The 18,954-nt window shown below is 67.5% G+C and carries 14 protein-coding genes; 4 read left to right on the top strand and 10 right to left on the bottom strand.

Annotation, left to right across the window (positions count from 1 at the left end; genetic code table 11):
• The first annotated feature begins 42 nt into the window (after window positions 1-42).
• Window positions 43-1,173 (top strand): efflux RND transporter periplasmic adaptor subunit, encoded by a 1,131-nt coding sequence (locus AC5P8F_RS05500; protein ID WP_032958176.1) that lies wholly within the window; start codon window positions 43-45, stop codon window positions 1,171-1,173.
• Window positions 1,174-1,177: 4 nt separating this feature from the next.
• On the top strand, window positions 1,178-4,339 hold the full coding sequence (locus tag AC5P8F_RS05505; protein ID WP_075077189.1) for an efflux RND transporter permease subunit: 3,162 nt from the start codon (window positions 1,178-1,180) through the stop codon (window positions 4,337-4,339).
• Window positions 4,340-4,707: 368 nt separating this feature from the next.
• Here AC5P8F_RS05505 and AC5P8F_RS05510 read toward each other — a convergent pair whose 3' ends face one another.
• A complete protein-coding gene (locus tag AC5P8F_RS05510) occupies window positions 4,708-5,613 on the bottom strand; it encodes a LysR family transcriptional regulator (RefSeq protein ID WP_014648342.1) in 906 nt (301 codons plus the stop codon).
• 117 nt (window positions 5,614-5,730) lie between these two features.
• On the opposite strand from AC5P8F_RS05510, the gene AC5P8F_RS05515 reads away from it, so the two are divergent.
• Entirely contained in the window at window positions 5,731-6,504 is a 774-nt protein-coding gene (locus AC5P8F_RS05515) for an SDR family oxidoreductase (protein ID WP_069117904.1), read from the top strand.
• 141 nt (window positions 6,505-6,645) lie between these two features.
• On the opposite strand, the gene leuB is transcribed toward AC5P8F_RS05515, so the two are convergent.
• From leuB to ilvC, 9 genes are all read right to left on the bottom strand, one after another.
• Entirely contained in the window at window positions 6,646-7,707 is a 1,062-nt protein-coding gene (gene leuB, locus AC5P8F_RS05520) for a 3-isopropylmalate dehydrogenase (RefSeq protein WP_197574640.1), read from the bottom strand.
• Complete coding sequence (gene leuD / locus AC5P8F_RS05525; protein WP_005410953.1) at window positions 7,697-8,275, bottom strand: 3-isopropylmalate dehydratase small subunit; 579 nt, start codon at window positions 8,273-8,275, stop codon at window positions 7,697-7,699. The genes leuB and leuD overlap by 11 nt, the downstream gene beginning before the upstream one ends.
• The gene (leuC, locus tag AC5P8F_RS05530) at window positions 8,275-9,693 is read right to left on the bottom strand and encodes a 3-isopropylmalate dehydratase large subunit (RefSeq protein WP_049440614.1); all 1,419 of its coding nucleotides are present in this window, start codon (window positions 9,691-9,693) and stop codon (window positions 8,275-8,277) included. Before leuC ends, leuD begins: the two co-directional genes overlap by 1 nt.
• A 60-nt stretch (window positions 9,694-9,753) precedes the next feature.
• Window positions 9,754-10,533 carry a class I SAM-dependent methyltransferase gene (locus AC5P8F_RS05535; RefSeq protein WP_495227692.1) on the bottom strand — a complete coding sequence of 260 codons (780 nt, stop codon included), beginning with the start codon at window positions 10,531-10,533 and terminating at the stop codon, window positions 9,754-9,756.
• A gap of 10 nt (window positions 10,534-10,543) precedes the next feature.
• Window positions 10,544-12,130 carry a 2-isopropylmalate synthase gene (locus tag AC5P8F_RS05540; protein ID WP_049440612.1) on the bottom strand — a complete coding sequence of 529 codons (1,587 nt, stop codon included), beginning with the start codon at window positions 12,128-12,130 and terminating at the stop codon, window positions 10,544-10,546.
• Complete coding sequence (locus tag AC5P8F_RS05545) at window positions 12,127-13,218, bottom strand: threonine dehydratase (RefSeq protein WP_049420878.1); 1,092 nt, start codon at window positions 13,216-13,218, stop codon at window positions 12,127-12,129. Before AC5P8F_RS05545 ends, AC5P8F_RS05540 begins: the two co-directional genes overlap by 4 nt.
• 96 nt (window positions 13,219-13,314) lie before the next feature.
• Complete coding sequence (locus AC5P8F_RS05550) at window positions 13,315-13,566, bottom strand: ACT domain-containing protein (RefSeq protein WP_111206939.1); 252 nt, start codon at window positions 13,564-13,566, stop codon at window positions 13,315-13,317.
• Window positions 13,550-15,286, bottom strand: coding sequence for an acetolactate synthase 2 catalytic subunit (ilvG, locus tag AC5P8F_RS05555; RefSeq protein WP_495227693.1), 1,737 nt, complete (start codon window positions 15,284-15,286; stop codon window positions 13,550-13,552). Before ilvG ends, AC5P8F_RS05550 begins: the two co-directional genes overlap by 17 nt.
• A gap of 39 nt (window positions 15,287-15,325) precedes the next feature.
• Window positions 15,326-16,300, bottom strand: coding sequence for a ketol-acid reductoisomerase (gene ilvC / locus AC5P8F_RS05560; protein ID WP_495227694.1), 975 nt, complete (start codon window positions 16,298-16,300; stop codon window positions 15,326-15,328).
• Window positions 16,301-16,988: 688 nt separating this feature from the next.
• Between ilvC and ggt the strand changes: the two genes are divergently transcribed.
• On the top strand, window positions 16,989-18,707 hold the full coding sequence (ggt, locus tag AC5P8F_RS05565; protein WP_495227696.1) for a gamma-glutamyltransferase: 1,719 nt from the start codon (window positions 16,989-16,991) through the stop codon (window positions 18,705-18,707).
• Window positions 18,708-18,954: the final 247 nt, after the last annotated feature.

Genomic DNA, 18,954 nt, shown 5'->3' on the forward strand with positions numbered 1-18,954 from the left:
TCCCCCCTTAGTTGCAACCCTGCGTTTTCAGGACGTTGACCGATGAAGATCGTGCGCTGGATGGGCGGTATGGTGTGGATGGCTGCGCTGGCAGCCTGTTCGGGACAGGAACAGGCGCCCCAGGCGGCCGTTCCGGTGCTGGTGGTTCACCCTGGCGAGCAGGCAGGGCAGGCGCCGGCGGCGTTCCCGGGCACGGTGCGTGCGCGGCAGGAAAGTCCACTGTCGTTCCGCGTTGGCGGCAACCTGGTCAAGCGCCACGTCGATGCCGGGCAACGGGTGAAGAAGGGCGACGTGCTGGCCGAGCTGGACGTGGCCGACTTCGCGCTGCAGGCCCGCGCCTCGCAGGCGCAGCTTGCTGCGGCCGAAGCCGATCTGGTGCGTGCCCGTGATGACCTCAAGCGCTACCAGGTGCTGGCCGACCAGCAGCTGGTCAGCCGCTCGCAGCTGGACCAGCAGTCCGCCGCCTTCAAGGCCGCGCAGGGCCAGGCCAACGCTGCCCGCGCCAACCTCGATGTGCTGCGCAACCAGGCCGACTACGCACAGCTGCGCGCGCCGTCCGATGGCGTGATCGCCAGCCGCGAGGCCGAAGCCGGGCAGGTGGTGTCGGCCGGCCAGACCATCTTCAACCTGGCCGCCGATGGCGGGCGCGAAGTGCTGATCGACCTGCCCGAGGCCACCATCCGCGACTATGCGGTGGGCCAGCCGGTCGAGGTGGAGCTGTGGAACCGTCCTGGCCAGCGCCTGCCAGGCACGATCCGCGAGATCGCCGCTGCCGCCGATCCACAGGCACGCACCTATGCAACCCGGGTCAGCCTGCCCGCCGATGCGCTGGCCGATGTCGAACTGGGCCAGAGCGCGCGCGTCTACAGCAGCGCCGGCCGCCACGGCACCCTGCAGCTGCCGCTCGGTGCGCTGCAGCGCGGTGCCAACGGTGCCGCCAGCGTGTGGGTGGTCGATCCGGCCAACAGCACGCTGAAGGCCGCGTCGGTCACCACCGGTGCCTATGGCAGCGAATCGGTGCCGGTGCTGTCCGGCGTGAATGCGGGTGACTGGGTGGTCGCTGCCGGCGGACACCTGTTGCGTGCCGGCCAGCCGGTGATCGCCGTGGACCGCCAGAACCGCCCGGTGCTGAAGCCGGCCACGCCGGCCGCTGCCGCCAAGGCCAAGGAGTAAGCCGGTGCGCCGCTTCAATCTTTCCGAGTGGGCGTTGTCCAACCGCCCGCTGGTGCTGTTCGCGATGCTTGCCTTCGCGCTGATCGGCGCATGGTCGTACAAGCATCTGGGCCAGTCCGAGGATCCGCCATTCACCTTCAAGGCGATGGTGGTGCGCACGCTTTGGCCGGGCGCCACCGCCGAACAGGTCTCGCGGCAGGTGACCGAGCCGATCGAGAAGGCGCTGATGAACACCGGCGAGTACGAGTTCATCCGCTCCTATTCGCGCCCCGGCGAATCGCAGGTCATCTTCATGGCGCGCGACAGCCTGCGTTCCAAGCAGATCCCGGACCTGTGGTACCAGGTTCGCAAGCGCGTGGGCGACATCCGTGCGACGCTGCCGCGCGAGATTGTCGGCCCGTTCTTCAACGATGAGTTCGGCGACACCTACGGGAACATCTATGCGTTGACCGGCAAGGGCTTCGACTACGCGGTGATGCGCGACTACGCCGACCGCATCCAGCTGGAACTGCAGCGCGTACCCGATGTCGGCAAGATCGACCTGGTCGGCCTGCAGGACGAGAAGGTGTGGATCGAACTGTCCAACACCCGGCTGGCAACGCTGGGTGTGTCGATGCAGCAGGTGCAGCAGGCGCTGGCCGACCAGAATGCGATCACCGGCACCAGCTTCTTCGAGACCGCCACCGATCGCGTGCAACTGCGCGTGACGGGCCAGTTCAACGACATCGACGCCATCCGCCAGTTCCCGATCCGTGCTGGCGACCGCACCGTGCACCTGGGCGACATCGCCGAGGTCAAGCGTGGCTTCGCCGATCCGGCGTCGCCGAAGATGCGCTTCATGGGCGAAGAGGCGATCGGCCTGGCGGTGGCGATGAAGGATGGCGGTGACATCCTCAAGCTGGGCGCCAACCTCGACGCCGAGTTCGAGCGGCTTCAGAAGACCCTGCCGGCCGGCATGCAGCTGCGCAAGGTGTCCGACCAGCCGCAGTCGGTGGAGGAGTCGGTTGGCGAGTTCGTGCAGGTGCTGACCGAAGCGGTGGTGATCGTGCTGCTGGTCAGTTTCTTCTCGCTGGGCCTGCGCACCGGCCTGGTGGTGGGCGTGACCATTCCGCTGGTGCTGGCGATGACCTTCTTCGTCATGCATTACTTCGACATCGGCCTGCACAAGATTTCGCTGGGCGCACTGGTGCTGGCGCTGGGCCTGCTGGTGGACGATGCGATCATCGCGGTGGAGATGATGGCCACCAAGATGGAGCAGGGCTTCGATCGCCTGCGCGCGGCCAGCTTCGCCTGGGAATCGACCGCGTTCCCGATGCTGACCGGCACATTGATCACGGCAGCTGGCTTCCTGCCGATCGCCACGGCGGCATCGAGCACCGGTGAATACACCCGTTCGCTGTTCCAGGTGGTGACCATTGCACTGGTGGTGTCGTGGATCGCAGCGGTGCTGTTCATCCCGTACCTGGGCGACAAGATGCTGCCGGACCTGTTCAATCCGCAGCCGCCGAAGCCCGGCAGCCTGTCCGCGCGTTGGCTGGCCAAGCGCCAGCAGTGGGCCGACCGCTATCCGGCGCTGGCCAACCTGATCGCACCGCCGCAGCATGGGCACGACCACGATCCCTACCAGCGCCCGTTCTACCGCAGCTTCCGGCGCTTCCTCGACGCCTGCCTGCGCCGCCGCTGGTGGGTGATCGCCGCGACCGTCGCCCTGTTCGTGTTCTCACTGATGATGTTCCGCTTCGTGCCGCAGCAGTTCTTCCCGGACTCGACCCGGCCGGAACTGATGGTGGACATCGAGCTGGCCGAGGGGGCGTCGCTGCGCTCGACCCAGGCCCAGGCCGAGAAGCTGGAGAAGCTGCTGTCCAGTCGCGAGGGCATCGCCAACTATGTGTCCTATGTGGGTACCGGTTCGCCGCGCTTCTACCTGCCGCTGGACCAGCAGCTGCCGGCGACCAACTTCGCCCAGTTCGTGGTGCTGGCCAAGGACATCAAATCGCGCGAAAGCACCCGTGACTGGCTGCTGCACGAGGTGATTCCGAAGTTCCCGGACGTGCAGATGCGCGTGACCCGCCTGGAGAACGGCCCGCCGGTCGGTTATCCGGTGCAGATGCGCATCTCCGGCGAGCACATCGAGAAGGTGCAGGCGATCGCGCGCCAGGTCGAGGCCAAGGTGCGTGAGAACCCGCACGTGATGAACGTCAACCTGGACTGGAGCGAGCCGAGCAAGGTGGTGCGGCTGGTGATCGACCAGGAGCGTGCCCGCGCGCTGGGCGTGAGCAGCGCCCAGGTCAGCCAGTTCCTGGCCAGTTCGCTGGCCGGCCAGTCGGTGAGCGTGTATCGCGAAGGCAACCGCCAGATCGAGATGCTGCTGCGCGGGCCGGCCGATGAGCGCAACCAGCTGGAGCTGCTGTCCAGCCTGTCGATGCCGACCGCCAACGGCGGCAGCATCACGCTGTCGCAGGTGGCGACGATGGAGTACGGCTTCGAGGACGGCATCATCTGGCACCGCAACCGGTTGCCGACCGTGACCGTGCGCGCCGACATCAGCGATGGCATGCAGGCGCTGGACGTGGTGCACCAGATCGTGCCCACGCTGGATGGCATCCGTGCCGAGCTGCCCAGCGGCTACCTGCTGGAGACCGGCGGCACCGTGGAGGACTCGGCGCGCGGCCAGAACTCGATCAAGGCCGGCATGCCGCTGTTCCTGGTGGTGGTGGCGACGCTGCTGATGCTGCAGCTGCGCAGCTTCTCGCGTGCGGCGATGGTGCTGGTGACCGCGCCGCTGGGCATCATCGGTGCGACCCTGTTCCTGCTGCTGTTCCGTGCGCCGTTCGGCTTCGTCGCGCTGCTGGGCACGATCGCGCTGGCGGGCATGATCATGCGCAACTCGGTGATCCTGATCGACCAGATCCAGCAGGACATCGATGCCGGGCATGATCGCTGGCATTCGATCATCGATGCCACGGTGCGCCGCTTCCGCCCGATCGTGCTGACCGCGCTGGCGGCCGTGCTGGCGATGATTCCGCTGTCGCGCAGCGCGTTCTATGGCTCGATGGCGATCTCGATCATGGGTGGTCTGATCGTGGGTACGGTGCTGACGCTGGTGTTCCTGCCGGCGTTGTACGCGGCGTGGTTCCGGGTGAAGCCGGACGAATCCGGGGCGTAATGCCCCGGGTTCTGCGGCTGCACCCATCCACGCATGGCGTGGATGGATCTGCTCGCGGAATCTGCCTTCTGTAGAGCCGAGCCATGCTCGGCTGCGCTATGCGCGATGATGGGATGAGTCGAGCATGGCTCGACTCTACAGAAGCACCCACGCATGACGTGCATCTACAGCAGCGGATCGTTGCCCTGGTAGGTGCCAACCTTGGTTGACACTGCAGCATGCATCCACGCATGGCGTGGACTGATCTGCTCGCGGGATCTGCTTTCTGTAGAGCCGAGCCATGCTCGGCTGCTCTTCGCTCTTCGCGCGATGATGGGATGAGTCGAGCATGGCTCGACTCTACAGAAGCACCCACGCATGGCGTGGATCTACTGCAGCTGCAGGCCGATCCGCAGCACTGGCAGCAGCCACTCGACGAACACCTGCACGCGCAGTGCACGGTGTTGCCGATGCGGTTGCAGCAGGGTCACCGGCAGCGGCTGCGCCGCGTACTGCGGCATCACCTCCACCAATGCGCCTGACTGCAGCTCGGCCTGCACGTCGTAGCGCGGAATCTGCAACAGCCCCAATCCCGCCACGCAGCACGCGATCGAGGCCTCGGCGCTGTTCACGCGTACCCAGCCGGGCATCGGCAGCGTGCGCAGCTGGCCGCCATCCTGCCATTCCCACGGTTCCACCCGTGCCGTGGTCGGCGATGCGTAGTTCACCGCGCGGTGCTGCTGCAGGTCGGCAGGGTGCTGCGGCATGCCGTGCTCGCGCAGGTAGGCCGGCGCGGCCACGTTGACGAAGTCGAGTTGGCCCAGCGTGCGCGCCACCAGGCTGGAATCGCCCAGCTGGCCGACCCGCAGCACCGCATCGCAGCCGTCTTCGATCAGGTTCACCGCGCGGTCGGTCATGCCCAGGTCCAGTTCCACCTGCGGGTAGCGCGCGAAGAAATCCGGCAACGCCGGGGCGATGATGCGACGGCCGATGCGGCTGGGTACGTCGATCTTCAGCAAACCGGCCGGTTGCGCGTCGTCCTGCCGGAACAGCGACTCGGCGTCTTCAACCTCCGCGATCAGGCGCAGGCAGCGGGCATGGAACACGTCGCCGTCATGGGTGGTGGATACCCGTCGGGTCGAGCGCTGCAGCAGGCGGGTGCCAAGCCGCTGTTCCAGCTCGGCAATCGCCGCCGAGACGGTCGAGCGGGGCAGGCCGAGCTGGTCGGCAGCACGGGTGAAGCTGGCGCATTCCACGACCCGGGTGAAGATGCGGAAGCGATCGATCCGGTCCATTGTTCGCTGGTCCTGGAAAGTTAAGTCAATGTGGCGGGCTTTATCCGCTTTTTCTGCACGATATCGTCGTCAGGGCAGGGTTGCCACCCCGGGCAGCCCCCTCCCGAGACCGAAGCCATGACCGAGCATTCCCTCAAGGGCAAGACCGTGCTGATCGCCGGTGGCGCCAAGAACCTGGGCGGCCTGATCGCCCGCGACTTCGCCGCACAGGGCGCCAAAGCCATCGTCATCCACTACAACAGTGCCGCGACCCAGGCCGATGCAGAAGCAACCGTTGCCGCCGTGCAGGCGGCCGGCAGCAAGGCGGTGGCCCTGCAGGGCGACCTGACCTCGGCGGCAGCGATGGAGCGCTTGTTCGCCGATGCCGTGGCCGCAGCCGGCCGTCCCGACATCGCCATCAATACGGTCGGCAAGGTATTGAAGAAGCCGCTGCTGGACATCAGCGAAGCGGAGTACGACGAGATGAGCGCGGTCAACGCCAAGGCGGCGTTCTTCTTCCTCAAGGAAGCAGGCCGCCACGTCAATGACGGTGGCCGCATCTGCACCCTGGTCACCTCGCTGCTGGGTGCGTTCACGCCGTTCTATTCCAGCTATGCCGGCACCAAGGCGCCGGTCGAGCATTTCACCCGCGCGGCGTCAAAGGAGTTCGGTGAGCGCGGCATCTCGGTGACTGCGATCGGGCCGGGCCCGATGGACACGCCGTTCTTCTACCCGGCCGAGAGTGCCGATGCACAGGCGTACCACAAGACCGCGGCCGCGCTCTCGGCGTTCACCCGTACCGGCCTGACCGACATCGCCGACATCGTGCCGTGGATCCGCTTCCTGGTCACCGATGGCTGGTGGATGACCGGGCAGACCATCCTGGTCAATGGTGGGTACACCACCAAATAATGCAGCCGCGCATGGCGTGGATCTGCTGCGCGACATTCGAACGATCCACGCATGGCGTGGATCTACAGTAGAGCCACCCCATGGGTGGCTGCGCACAATGACCAAAGGCAGAGGCGCCACGCATGGAGTGGCACCATCGGATCAGTTGAGTTTGGCCAGCACCGCATCCGTGGCGGCGGCGGTACTCACGGCCTGGCCCTTGGCGGCCAGGTCGGCAGTGAACACCCCATCATCCAGCACCGCGTGCACCGCCGCTTCCACTGCTGCGGCTTCGGCTTCCAGCCCCAGCGAATGGCGCAGCAGCATCGCCGCGCTGAAGATCGTCGCGTAGGGATTGGCGATGCCCTTGCCGGCGATGTCCGGGGCCGAACCGTGGATCGGTTCGTAGATGCCGACCGCACCCGGTTCACCCAGCGAGGCCGAGGGCAGCAGGCCGAGTGAGCCGGCCAGCATCGAGGCTTCGTCGGTGAGGATGTCGCCGAACATGTTCTCGGTGACGATCACGTCGTACTCGCGCGGCTTGGCCAGCAGGTGCATGGCCATCGAATCGACCAGTTGGTGCTCCAGCGCCACCTCCGGGAACTCCTCGCGGCCGATGCGCGCGGCCACGTCGCGCCACAGGCGCGAGGTTTCCAACACGTTGGCCTTGTCCACCGAGGTGACCTTGCCACGCCGCTGCCGGGCCAGGCGGAAGGCACTGCGCAGCACGCGCTCGATCTCGGCCACGGTGTAGCGGCACAGGTCGCTGGCACTGTCGGCATCGCGGGTCTTGTCGCCGAAGTAGATGCCGCCGGTCAGTTCGCGCACCACCACGAAGTCCACACCCTGCAGCAGCTCGGCCTTGATCGGCGAGGCGTGCAGCGCGGCCTCATGGGTGCGCACCGGGCGCAGGTTGGCGTACAGGCCGAGCGCCCTGCGGATCGCCAGCAGGCCCTGTTCCGGACGCACCTTGGCGTTCGGGTCGGACCACTTCGGGCCACCGACTGCGCCCAGCAGCACCGCGCTGGCGGCCTGGCAGGCGGCCAGGGTCGACGCCGGCAGCGGTTCGCCGTGGCGGTCGATGGCGATGCCACCGATGTCGTGCTCGCTGAAGGTGAAGGTGTGGTTGAAGCGTTCGGCGACGGCCTTCAGGACGGCGACTGCCGCGGCGGCCACTTCCGGGCCGATGCCATCACCGGGCAGGACAACAATTTCAGCGTGCATGCTCACTCTCGTAACGTTCGATTTCAGGGACACGGCCCAACAGATACCCCAACTGGTCGACACCTTCCAGCAGGCAGGTCTGCGAGAAGCCGTCCAGCGGGAAGGAATAGACGCGGCCGTCCGGCGTGCGCAGTTCGCGCGCGGCCACGTCGATGGTCAGCTCATCATCCGGGCGCTGCATCAGCGCCTGCACGTCGGCCTCGTCCAGCACGATCGGCAGCAGGCCGTTCTTCAGCGAGTTGCCACGGAAGATGTCGGCGATCTCGCTGCTGACGATGGCGCGCAGGCCCAGGTCGGTCAGCGCCCACGGTGCATGTTCGCGCGACGAGCCGCAGCCGAAGTTGCGACCCGCCAGCAGGATGCTGCGGCCGGCGTTGTGCGGCTGGTTGAAGGCGAAGTCGGCCACCGGTGAACCGTCGGCCTGCCAGCGCCAGTCATTGAAGGCGTTGCGGCCCAGGCCGGCGCGTTCGGTGGTGGACAGGAACCGCGCCGGGATGATCTGGTCGGTGTCGATGTTGGTCTGGCGCAGCACCACGCTGGCCGAGGTCAAGGTACGGAAACCGGCCATCACGCCACCTCCTGTGCGAACAGCTCGCGGGTGTCGGCGACATGCCCGTTCACCGCGGCCCACGCCGCGCTCATCGGTGAGGCCAGCAGGGTGCGCGAACCGGGACCCTGGCGGCCTTCGAAATTACGGTTGCTGGTACTCACGGCCAGTTGCCCGGGCGCGACCAGATCACCATTCATGGCGATGCACATCGAGCAGCCCGGCTCGCGCCATTCGGCACCGGCCGCGCGCACGATGTCATGGATGCCTTCGGCCTCGGCCTCTCGCTTGACGATCTCCGAGCCCGGCACCACCAGCATGCGCACCCGGTCGGCCACGCGACGACCGCGCAGTACCTGCGCCACCTCACGCATGTCACTCAGGCGGCCGTTGGTGCAGGAACCGACGAACACCACGTCCACCGGTGTTCCGGCCAGCGCCTTGCCGGCCTGGAAATGCATGTAGTCCAGGCCCTTCTGTGCGGCGGCATCGTTGGCGGCCGGGATCGGCGCATCCACCGCGATGGCGGTACCCGGGTGGGTGCCCCAGGTCAGGGTCGGGCGGATATCGGCGGCGTCGATGTGCACTTCGCTGTCGAAGCGCGCGCCGTCATCACTGCGCAGCTGCTGCCAGCGCGCCACCGCAGCCTCGAAATCGGCGCCCTTTGGGCCGCGCGGGGTGTTGGCGACGAAGTCGAAGGTGACCTGGTCCGGCGCCACCATGCCGGCACGCGCACCCGCTTCGATCGACATGTTGCACAGGGTCATGCGCTGTTCCATGTCCATCGCTTCGATGGTGCTGCCGCGGAACTCGATCACGTGGCCGGTGCCGCCATTGACGCCGATCACGCCGATGATGTGCAGGACCACGTCCTTGGCGCCGACACCCGGCGCCAGCGGCCCATCGACGGTGATCGCCAGCGTCTTCGCCTTGCGCTGCAGCAGGCATTGCGTGGCCAGCACGTGGCCGACCTCGCTGGTGCCGATGCCGAACGCCAGCGAACCGAAGGCACCGTGGGTGGAGGTGTGGCTGTCGCCGCAGACGATGGTCATGCCCGGCTGGGTGAAGCCCTGCTCGGGCGCGATCACGTGGACGATGCCGCGGTTGTCCGAGGCCATGTCGAACAGCTCGATGCCGTGCTCGGCGCAGTTGCGCGCCAGCGTGGCGACCTGTGCCTCGGAGGCGGCGCTGGCATAGGGCAGCGTGCCGTCCGCGGCGGCCGGCAGGGTCGGCGTGGAGTGGTCCATCGTCGCCTTGGTGCGGTCCGGCCGGCGCGGCGACAAGCCGCGTTCGCGCAGTTCGGTGAAGGCCTGCGGCGAGGTCACCTCGTGGATCAGGTGCAGGTCGATGTACAGCACGGCGGGCGCGCTGTCGGATTCGGGAACCACCACGTGGGCGTCCCACAGTTTGTCGTACAGGGTGCGGGGTGCGGAAGTCATGCGTATGCCTGGCAGAAGTACGAAATAGCGAACATCAGTAAGGAAAGCGGAACGGTCAAGTCAGCGACGGCGGGCGAGCACACGCAGGCGCACGTAGTCGGCCAGCGGCTGGCCAGATGCGTCACGCGGCAGCTCGGCCAGCAGTGCGGCGGCCGCCTCGCGCACGGTGGCGCGGGCCTCGGCCGGCAGGTCGTCCAGCAGCGGTGCGGCGAATACCCGCAGCCAGCCGGCCACGCCGGTCGGCAGTGCGGTCGGGCGCGGCGTGCACTCGATCAGTTGCACCTGGAAGCCATGCTGGCGCAGGCGATCGGCGTAGGCATCGGCCGTCGGGAAGTACCACCGGAAGGTGCTGGCGCCATGCCCGTGGGCCACGCGCGCGGCCTGCACGGCCGCGATGATCGTGGCCACGTTGCCGTGGCCGCCGAACTCCGCGACGAAGCGGCCACCGGGGCGCAGGGCGCGGCGCACGCCTTCCAGCACGCGGTCCGGAGTCGTCATCCAATGCAGTGCCGCATTGCTGAACACCGCATCGAACTCGCTGTCGAACGACAGTGCGTGGCCGTCCATCAGCTGGGCGTCGACGCCGCGCGCATGGGCGGCGATCACCAGTTCCGGCGAGGCATCCACGCCGTGGATGCGCGCACCGCTCAGGGCCAGTTCGGTGCTGAGTACGCCATCGCCACAGCCCAGGTCGAGGATGCGCTCACCGGCGCGCGGGTCGAGCAGGCGCGATACCGCACCGCCGAGCAGCGGCACGAAGCCGGCATCGATCGCATAGTCCTGGGCGTTCCACTGCTGGCCAGCGGCGCTGGCCTGGGTGGGGGTGTCGAAGGCGCTCATGGTGGGATCCTCAGGCGGTGGCGGAAGCGGGAACGTCGGTGCTACTGTGGACGGCGGCCTGACGCTGGCGCAGCAGGCGGTTGGCCACATCCAGCCAGGCCAGCGCGGAGGCTTCGATGATGTCCTTGCTGGTGCCGGTGCCGTCGTACTCCACGCCGTCATGGCGCACACTCAGGTTGGCTTCGCCACGCGCATCGGCACCGATGCCGACGCTGTGCACGTGATAGCTGTCCAGCATCAGCTGCACGCCGGTGGCGGCCGACAGCGCGCCGAACAGCGCATCGACCGGGCCGTCGCCCTGCGCGGTCTCGGCCACGCGGTTGCCATCCGGGTCGGACAGTTCGACCAGCGCGTTGGCGCGGCTGCCGACGTCGCTGATGGTCATCGAGGCCAGGCGGTAGCCCTGCGCGCTGGAGCCGCCCTGCATCAACGTCTGCAGGTCGGCATCGGTGACCACGCGCTGCTGTTCGCACAGGCCCTTGAACTGCTCGAACACCAGCTTCAGTTCGTCTTCGTCCAGCCAGAAGCCCAACGCACGCAGGCGCGCTTCGACGGCGGCGCGGCCACTGTGGCGGCCCAGCACCATCTGCGAATCTTCCCAGCCCACGTCTTCCGGACGCATGATTTCGTAGGTGCCGCGATGGCGCAGCATGCCGTGCTGGTGGATGCCCGATTCATGGGCGAACGCGTTGGCACCGACGATGGCCTTGTTGCGCTGTACCGGCATGCCGACCAGACGCTGCAGCAGCTGCGAAGTGCCGACGATGCGCGGGGTGTTGATCGAACTGTCCTGTTCGTAGAAGGCCTGGCGGACCTTCAGCACCATCGCGATCTCTTCCAGCGAACAGTTGCCGGCGCGCTCGCCGATGCCGTTGATGGTGCACTCGACCTGGCGTGCACCGCCTTCGATGGCGGCCAGCGAGTTGGCCACCGCCAGGCCCAGGTCGTTGTGGCAGTGCGCGCTGAAGATCACGTTGGCCGCGTTCGGCACGTCGGCGACGCCGGCGATGACCTGCTGGAACATCGCGCGGATTTCTTCCGGCGTGGTGAAGCCGACGGTGTCGGGCAGGTTGATGGTGGTTGCGCCGGCGGCAATGGCCACGCGCGAAACCTCGATCAGGTAGTCCAGCTCGGTGCGGGTGGCATCCTCGGCCGAGAACTCGACGTCGTCGATGTAGGAACGGGCCAACGAGACGTGCTTGCGTACCGACTCCAGCACCTGCTCGCGGGTCATCCGCAGCTTGTGCTCGCGGTGCAGCGGGCTGGTCGACAGGAACACGTGCAGGCGCGGGTTGGCTGCCGCTTCCAGTGCACGTGCGGAGGTCTCGATATCGGCCTGCAGGCAGCGCGACAGCACCGCCAGGCTCAGGCTCGGGCGGCGCAGCTCGCGGCCGATCATCGCCATCGCCTCGCGGTCGGATTGCGAGCTGGCCGGGAAGCCGGTCTCGATGATGTCCACGCCCAGTTCGTCCAGCGCACGCGCCATCACCAGCTTCTGCGGCGGGCTCATGCTGCAGCCGGGGGACTGCTCGCCGTCACGCAGGGTGGTGTCGAAGATGCGGATGCGCGGGGTGGTAATTCGTTCGATGGTGGTCACAGGGAAATCTCCTCGACAGCGGGTGCGACGGCTTGCAGGGGGGAAGGGGAAGAGGCGGGGGAGGCGAGGGCGCTGGCCTTGGTCGGCGAGCGCGGGGTTTCGCTGCGCCGTCGCCGCGGTTTGCGTGGCGGGCGCGGACGGATGTCGGTGAGCAGGCCGGCCAGGACACCGGCATCGATGTTGCCGCCGGACACCACCGCACACTTGCGGCGGCCGGCGACGCGGCGGCCGGCCGCCAGCGCCAACGCGCCCGCGCCCTCGGCGATGATGTGTTCCTCCAGCGCAAGCCGGACCAGCGTTTCGCGCAGTTCGGCCTCGCGCACGATCACCACATCGTCCAGCAGCGAGGTGCACAGGCGGCGGGTCAGGAAGCCGGGAATCTTCACCCGCACGCCGTCGGCCAGAGAGGCAACCGGGGCGATCTCGCGCACGTCGCCGCGGATCGCACGTGCCATCGAATCGACGCCTTCCACCTGCGCGCCAATCACGCGAACGCCCTGCGATTTCAGCGCCAGTGCAACGCCGGAGGCCAGTCCACCGCCGCCGATCGGCACGATCACCACGTCCGGCGCGTGTGCGGCCAGCTCGATGCCGACCGTGCCCTGGCCCGCGATCACATCGGCGTCGTCGAACGCGGACAGGAAGCGGTAGCCGTGTCGCTGTGCCAGTTCGACCGCGAAGGCGTAGGCCTCGTCGTAGCTGGTGCCGTGCTGGCGAACGGTCGCGCCCCAGTGGGCGACGCCGGCGATCTTGGTGGCCGGTGCGCCATGCGGCATCACGGTGATGGCCGGCACGTCCAGGCGGTAGGCCGCCCACGCCACGCCCTGGGCATGGTTGCCGGCCGAGGCGCAGATCACCGGCCGGGTATCGCCGCGCTCGCGGCCGGCCAGCAGCGCGTTCAACGCGCCGCGGACCTTGTAGGACCCGGTGCGCTGCAGGTTCTCCAGCTTCAGCCAGGTGCCGAAGCGCTCGGCATGGTGCAGCGGGGTAGGCGGCAGGAAGCGCCGCAGCCGGGCCTGCGCCGCCAGTACGTCGGCGACGCTTACGTCGCCGACATCGCTTTCCTGGCTGGCATCAGCGGCCGGCATGGGCCACCAGCGCGGTGCGGGCGACCGCCGCATGCGGGCACGGGCGGCGAAGAAGACGCCTCCGTACCGGCACCGTGGTCACTACGGTACGGGTGTTCATACGGATGCTCCTTCCATGGCAGTGACCTGCACGGACACGCAGTCGTAGATCTTCTCGATCTGCCGGCACAGCGTTTCCGCCGGGCGCTGGCCATCCACCACCAGCTGCAGGTGCCAGCGGCCATCGTCGTCGGCCACCGGCGCACCGCTGATCGCGCGCGGTGCGAAGCCGCGGCGTTCGGCCATGCCGATCACGCGCAGCAGCGCGCCTTCGGCCGGGTGCAGCACCAGGTCAAGCCGGTATTGCATTGGGGGTCTCCTGGCGGGCATGGGCGGGGTTGCTTTCCAGCATCGTGCTGTTGGCGGTGTTCGGCGGCACCAGTGGCCACACGTTGGCACGTGCATCGATGGCCACGTGCAGCAGGGCCGGGCCCGGTTCGGCCAGCAGCGCGGCCAGGCCGCCTTCCACGTCGTCGCGTTTGTCGATGCGGGTGGCGGCGATGCCGAACACCTGTGCCAGCGCCACGAAGTCCGGGTTGTCGGACAGGTCGATCTCGCTGTAACGCTCGGCGAAGAACAGTTCCTGCCACTGCCGCACCATGCCCAGCGAACTGTTGTCCAGCAGCACGATCTTCACCGGCAGGCGGCAACGCGCGATGGTCGCCAGCTCCTGCACGTTCATCATGAAGCTGCCGTCGCCGGACACCAGCACCACGGTGCGCTCCGGGCATGCGAACTGCGCACCCATCGCCGCCGGCAGGCCGAAGCCCATGGTGCCCAGCGCGCCACTGGTCAGGTGGTTGCGCGGGTGGTTGAAGCGGCAGTGCTGCGCCACCCACATCTGGTGCTGGCCGACATCGCAGGCGATCACCGCATCGGCCGGGGCCAGCTCGCTCAGGCGCTTCAGCAGCGCCGGGGCATAGATGTGCTGGCCCGGTGCGTCGTAGCGTGCCGAGAAGCGGTCGCGGTGCTGCGCGCAACGCCTGCGCCACGCGTCCTGGTGGGCCTTGGGGGAGGGGAAGGCCGCACGCAGGGCACGGATGGCATGGCCGACGTTGCCAGGCACGGCGACATCGGCGCTGCGCAGCTTGGAGATCTCGTAGGCGTCGGCATCGATATGGACGACGCGGGCGAACGGTGCGAACTCGGCCAGCTTGCCGGTGGCGCGGTCGTCGAAGCGTGCACCCAGCACCAGCAGCAGGTCGCTTTCCTGCACCGCCATGTTGGCCGCGCGGGTACCGTGCATGCCCAGCATGCCCAGTGACTGCGGATGGCTGGCCGGCAGCGCGCCCAGGCCACGCAGGGTCATCACGGTGGGGATGGCGCTGGCTTCGACGAAGTCGCGCAGGTCCTGCACCGCATCGCCCAGCGCGATGCCGCCACCGGCGTAGACCACCGGCTTCTCGGCGGCCGCCAGTGCGGCGATGGCTTCGGCGATGGCCGCTTCGGCCGGCGCAGGTGGCGGCTCGACGCTGCTCGGCACGTGCGCCGGCAGGTGGCTGGCATCGGCCAGCTGCACGTCCTTGGGCAGGTCGATCAGCACCGGGCCGGGCCGGCCCTCGCGGGCGACGCGGAAGGCATCGGCGACCACGCGCGGCAGGTCGTCGACGCTGCGCACCAGCCAGCTGTGCTTGACGATCGGCATGGTCAGGCCGAACACATCCAGTTCCTGGAAAGCGTCAGTACCCAGCAGCGGCGTGGCGACCTGGCCGGTGATGCAGACCATCGGCACCGAATCCAGCATCGCATCGGCAATGCCGGTGACCAGGTTGGAGGCGCCCGGGCCGGAGGTGGCCACGCAGACGCCGACCTGGCCGCTGGCGCGGGCGAATCCATTCGCCGCCAGTGCGGCACCCTGCTCGTGGCGCACCAGGATGTGCTTCAGCGACGAATCCACCAGCGCGTCGTAGAACGGCATGATGGTGCCGCCGGGATAGCCGAACAGCGTGCGGATGCCTTCGGCTTCCAGCGCCTGGGTCAGCCAGCGCGCGCCGTTGGGCGGCGCGCTGCGGTGTGTGGAAGAGTTCATGGGGGAACCTTGCAAAGCGGGTGGGGGAGGGCCGCGCGGTTACGCGGCCTGTCCTTGCAACCAGACCATCTTGGCGCGCAGTTCCTTGCCCACCTTCTCGATCGGGTGCTCCAGGTCGGCCTGCTTGAACCGGTTGTAGTTCGGCAGGCCCGCTTCGTACTCGGCCACCCAGTTCTTGGTGAAGGTGCCGTCCTGGATGTCCTTCAGCACTTCCTTCATGCGCGCCTTGGTGCCGGCGTCGATCACCCGCGGGCCGCTGACGTAGTCGCCGTACTGCGCGGTCTCGGAGATGAATTCCAGCATGCGGGAGATACCGCCTTCATAGAACAGGTCGACGATCAGCTTCAGTTCGTGCAGCACTTCGTAGTAGGCGATCTCCGGCTGGTAGCCCGCTTCGACCAGGGTCTCGAAACCGGCCTGCACCAGTGCCGAGGCACCGCCGCACAGCACCGCCTGCTCGCCGAACAGGTCGGTCTCGGTCTCTTCCTTGAAGGTGGTCTGGATCAGGTTGGCGCGTGCACCGCCGAGGCCGGCCGCATAGGTCAGTGCGTACTCGGCCGCCTTGCCGCTCTTGTCCTGGTAGACCGCCCAGATGCAGGGCACGCCACGGCCGATCTCGTACTCGCGGCGCACCAGCGCGCCCGGGCCCTTGGGCGCAACCAGCACCACGTCCAGGTCGTCGCGCGGCCTGATCATGTCGAAGTGCACGTTCAGGCCGTGCGCGAACAGCAGCACCGCACCCTGCTTCATGTTCGGCGCCAGCACGTCGTCGTAGAGCTTCTTCTGCACCATGTCCGGGGTCAGCACGGCGACCAGGTCCGCATCCTTCACCGCGTCGGCCGGTGCTTTCACGGTGAAGCCGTCGGCCTGTGCCTTGACTTCGGTCGGGCCGCCCGGACGCAGGCCTACCACCACGTCGAAGCCGGATTCGCGCAGGTTCAGTGCGTGGGCGCGGCCCTGGCTGCCGTAGCCGATGACGGCGATCTTGGTCTGGGGCAGGTCGTTGGTGCTCATGGGGGAGGTTCCTTGCGGTGGGAAGAAAAAAAGAACGGCCGGTCGTCGAGGTGACGTACCGGCCGGTCAGGGGAAAGCGGTGGAGGAGGCACCATGCGCCGCGCAGGCACAGCCACCACGAGGCGTGGCGGCGGTGTGGGTCCGGGTTTTGCGTTGGGCGTTGTGCATGGTGGTTGCGTCTGAAACCAGGTTCTGAAATGAAAAAACCCGCACCGGGGCGGGTGCGGGTTTTTGAAGAGTTCCGGTGTATTCGTTGCTTACACGCTGGCTCGTCCCGCACCTGTTGGTTGGGTAATAAGTACGAGCACAAGAATCGAACGCAGCGAGGCGGCGCCGATGTCGGCGGCTTCGTTGTGGGTTCGCGGTGGCGTGTTGTGATGCAACATGTGATCGAGAGAAACACAGCCGTTTTGGCGATGTCAACCCTCGCGACGGAATTCTTGTTGGTTTCCGTTGCATCCGGCGCAATCGCCTGTGGCACAAGGATGGTTGCCGCTGAAAGTGTTTCGGTGAACCGGAATTCACTCCTTTCAGGGCGGTTTTTGCGCGGAATCCGGCGGATCCTCGCCTTGCTGGGTGCGGACCTTGCACCCCCACCCCAGGATCAACGTCCATGACCTCTGCCCGATACCCCAGGATGGCCGCAGCGGCGAAGATCGGGGGACCACCCTTCCATCGGAACCCGACCGTGTCCCGACGCCTTGCCCGTTCCCTGCTGGCCGCCGCCGTGCTGGCCGCCGTGCCCGCTCTGTCCCTTGCCGCCGACCGCATCACCGGCCACACCTTTGCCACCCGTTCGGAGGTGATCGCCCCGCATGCGATGGCCGCTACCTCGCAGCCGCTGGCCACCCAGATTGCACTGGACGTGATGAAAGGGGGAGGCTCGGCGGTGGACGCGGCGATCGCCGCCAACGCCGCGCTTGGCCTGATGGAGCCGACCGGCAACGGCATCGGTGGCGACCTGTTCGCCATCGTCTGGGACCCGAAGACGCAGAAGCTCTACGGCTACAACGGTTCGGGGCGCTCGCCGAAGTCGCTGACCCTGGCCGAGTTCCAGCGACGTGGCCTGAAGGACATCCCGGCTACCGGCCCGCTGCCGGTCTCCGTGCCCGGCGCGGTCGACGGCTGGTTCGCGCTGCACGACCGCTTCGGCCGCAAGCCGATGGCCGACAACCTGGCGCCGGCCATCCGCTACGCGCGCGAGGGCCATCCCGTCGCCGAGGTGATCGCCTACTACTGGGACCGCTCGGTGCCCAAGCTGTCGCAGTACCCGGGCTTCAAGGAGCAGTTCACGATCAACGGCCACGCCCCGCGCAAGGGCGAGATGTGGAAGAACCCGAACCTGGCCAGCACCCTGCAGCAGATTGCCGACGGCGGACGCGATGCCTTCTACAAGGGCGCCATTGCCCACACCATCGGCGACTACTTCAAGGCCAATGGTGGCTACCTGAGCTACCAGGACATGGCCGACCACCATGGTGAGTGGGTCGAACCGGTCAGCAGCAACTACCGTGGCTACGACGTGTGGGAGCTGCCGCCGAACAGCCAGGGCATCGCCGCCCTGCAGATCCTCAACGTGCTGGAAGGCTACGATTTCTCGAAGATCCCGTTCGGTTCACCCGAGCACGTGCACCTGTTCGTCGAAGCGAAGAAGCTGGCCTTCGCCGACCGTGCGCGCTTCTATGCCGACATGGCCTTCCAGCCGGCGCCGGTGCAGAAGCTGATCTCCAAGGAATACGCCGCGCAGCGCCGCGCACTGATCTCGATGGACAAGGCGCTGAAGGAAGTGCAGCCGGGCACGCCGAAGCAGCTGGAAGAAGGCGACACGATCTACATGACCGTGGCCGACGCCGACGGCATGATGGTGTCGTTGATCCAGTCCAACTACCGCGGCATGGGCAGCGGCATGGCGCCGCCGGGACTGGGCTTCATCCTGCAGGATCGTGGCGAGATGTTCGTGCTGCAGAAGAACCATCCCAACGGCTATGCACCGGGCAAGCGGCCGTTCCAGACGATCATCCCGGCGTTCATCACCAAGGGTGGCAAGCCGTACGCCAGCTTCGGCGTGATGGGCGGCGCGATGCAGCCGCAGGGCCACGCGCAGATTGTGATGAACCTGGTGGATTTCGGCATGAACCTGCAGGAAGCCGGTGACGCACCGCGCATCCAGCACGAGGGCTCGACCGAACCGACCGGACAGGCCACGGCGATGACCGACGGTGGTGAAGTGAATCTGGAAACCGGCTTCCCGTACGAGACGGTGCGTGCGCTGATGCGCAAGGGGCATCGCATCGTGTTCGCCGATGGGCCTTATGGCGGGTACCAGGCGATCATGCGCGACCCCGAGAGCGGGGTTTATTACGGAGCTTCGGAGAGTCGCAAGGATGGGCAGGCGGCGGGTTATTGAGGTTTCCCGGCCACCGGGCTGAGCCCCCTCTGCGGTGGGTTCAGAAGCGGAATAGCTTGTTGGGCCGGGTGGGTAGGCTGTTCGGGGGACGCCGCAAGTACGTCCTTGTAGCAACTGTGTTGATGGAGGGGCTTGGCCCCTCCAGGAGACGGGCACGGTAGTGCCGGCCGCTGGCCGGCAGCCTTTGGTCTGCGCCCTGGCTGGCCTCAGGCAGGGACCAGCCCGTTTTCAGCGTCGCGCACCCGGG

The sequence above is a fragment of the Stenotrophomonas sp. YJH_SMC_69 genome, assembly GCF_059370495.1.

Bases quoted from the DNA above. Each gene is read 5' to 3' on its own strand.
- AC5P8F_RS05515 (WP_069117904.1), top strand. From the start codon at position 5,731: ATGACCGAGCATTCCCTCAAGGGCAAGACCGTGCTGATCGCCGGTGGC.
- ilvC (WP_495227694.1), bottom strand. From the start codon at position 16,300: ATGAGCACCAACGACCTGCCCCAGACCAAGATCGCCGTCATCGGCTAC.
- leuB (WP_197574640.1), bottom strand. From the start codon at position 7,707: ATGCACGCTGAAATTGTTGTCCTGCCCGGTGATGGCATCGGCCCGGAA.
- ilvG (WP_495227693.1), bottom strand. From the start codon at position 15,286: ATGAACTCTTCCACACACCGCAGCGCGCCGCCCAACGGCGCGCGCTGG.
- AC5P8F_RS05550 (WP_111206939.1), bottom strand. From the start codon at position 13,566: ATGCAATACCGGCTTGACCTGGTGCTGCACCCGGCCGAAGGCGCGCTG.
- AC5P8F_RS05510 (WP_014648342.1), bottom strand. From the start codon at position 5,613: ATGGACCGGATCGATCGCTTCCGCATCTTCACCCGGGTCGTGGAATGC.
- AC5P8F_RS05500 (WP_032958176.1), top strand. From the start codon at position 43: ATGAAGATCGTGCGCTGGATGGGCGGTATGGTGTGGATGGCTGCGCTG.
- AC5P8F_RS05545 (WP_049420878.1), bottom strand. From the start codon at position 13,218: ATGCCGGCCGCTGATGCCAGCCAGGAAAGCGATGTCGGCGACGTAAGC.
- AC5P8F_RS05535 (WP_495227692.1), bottom strand. From the start codon at position 10,533: ATGAGCGCCTTCGACACCCCCACCCAGGCCAGCGCCGCTGGCCAGCAG.
- leuC (WP_049440614.1), bottom strand. From the start codon at position 9,693: ATGACTTCCGCACCCCGCACCCTGTACGACAAACTGTGGGACGCCCAC.
- leuD (WP_005410953.1), bottom strand. From the start codon at position 8,275: ATGGCCGGTTTCCGTACCTTGACCTCGGCCAGCGTGGTGCTGCGCCAG.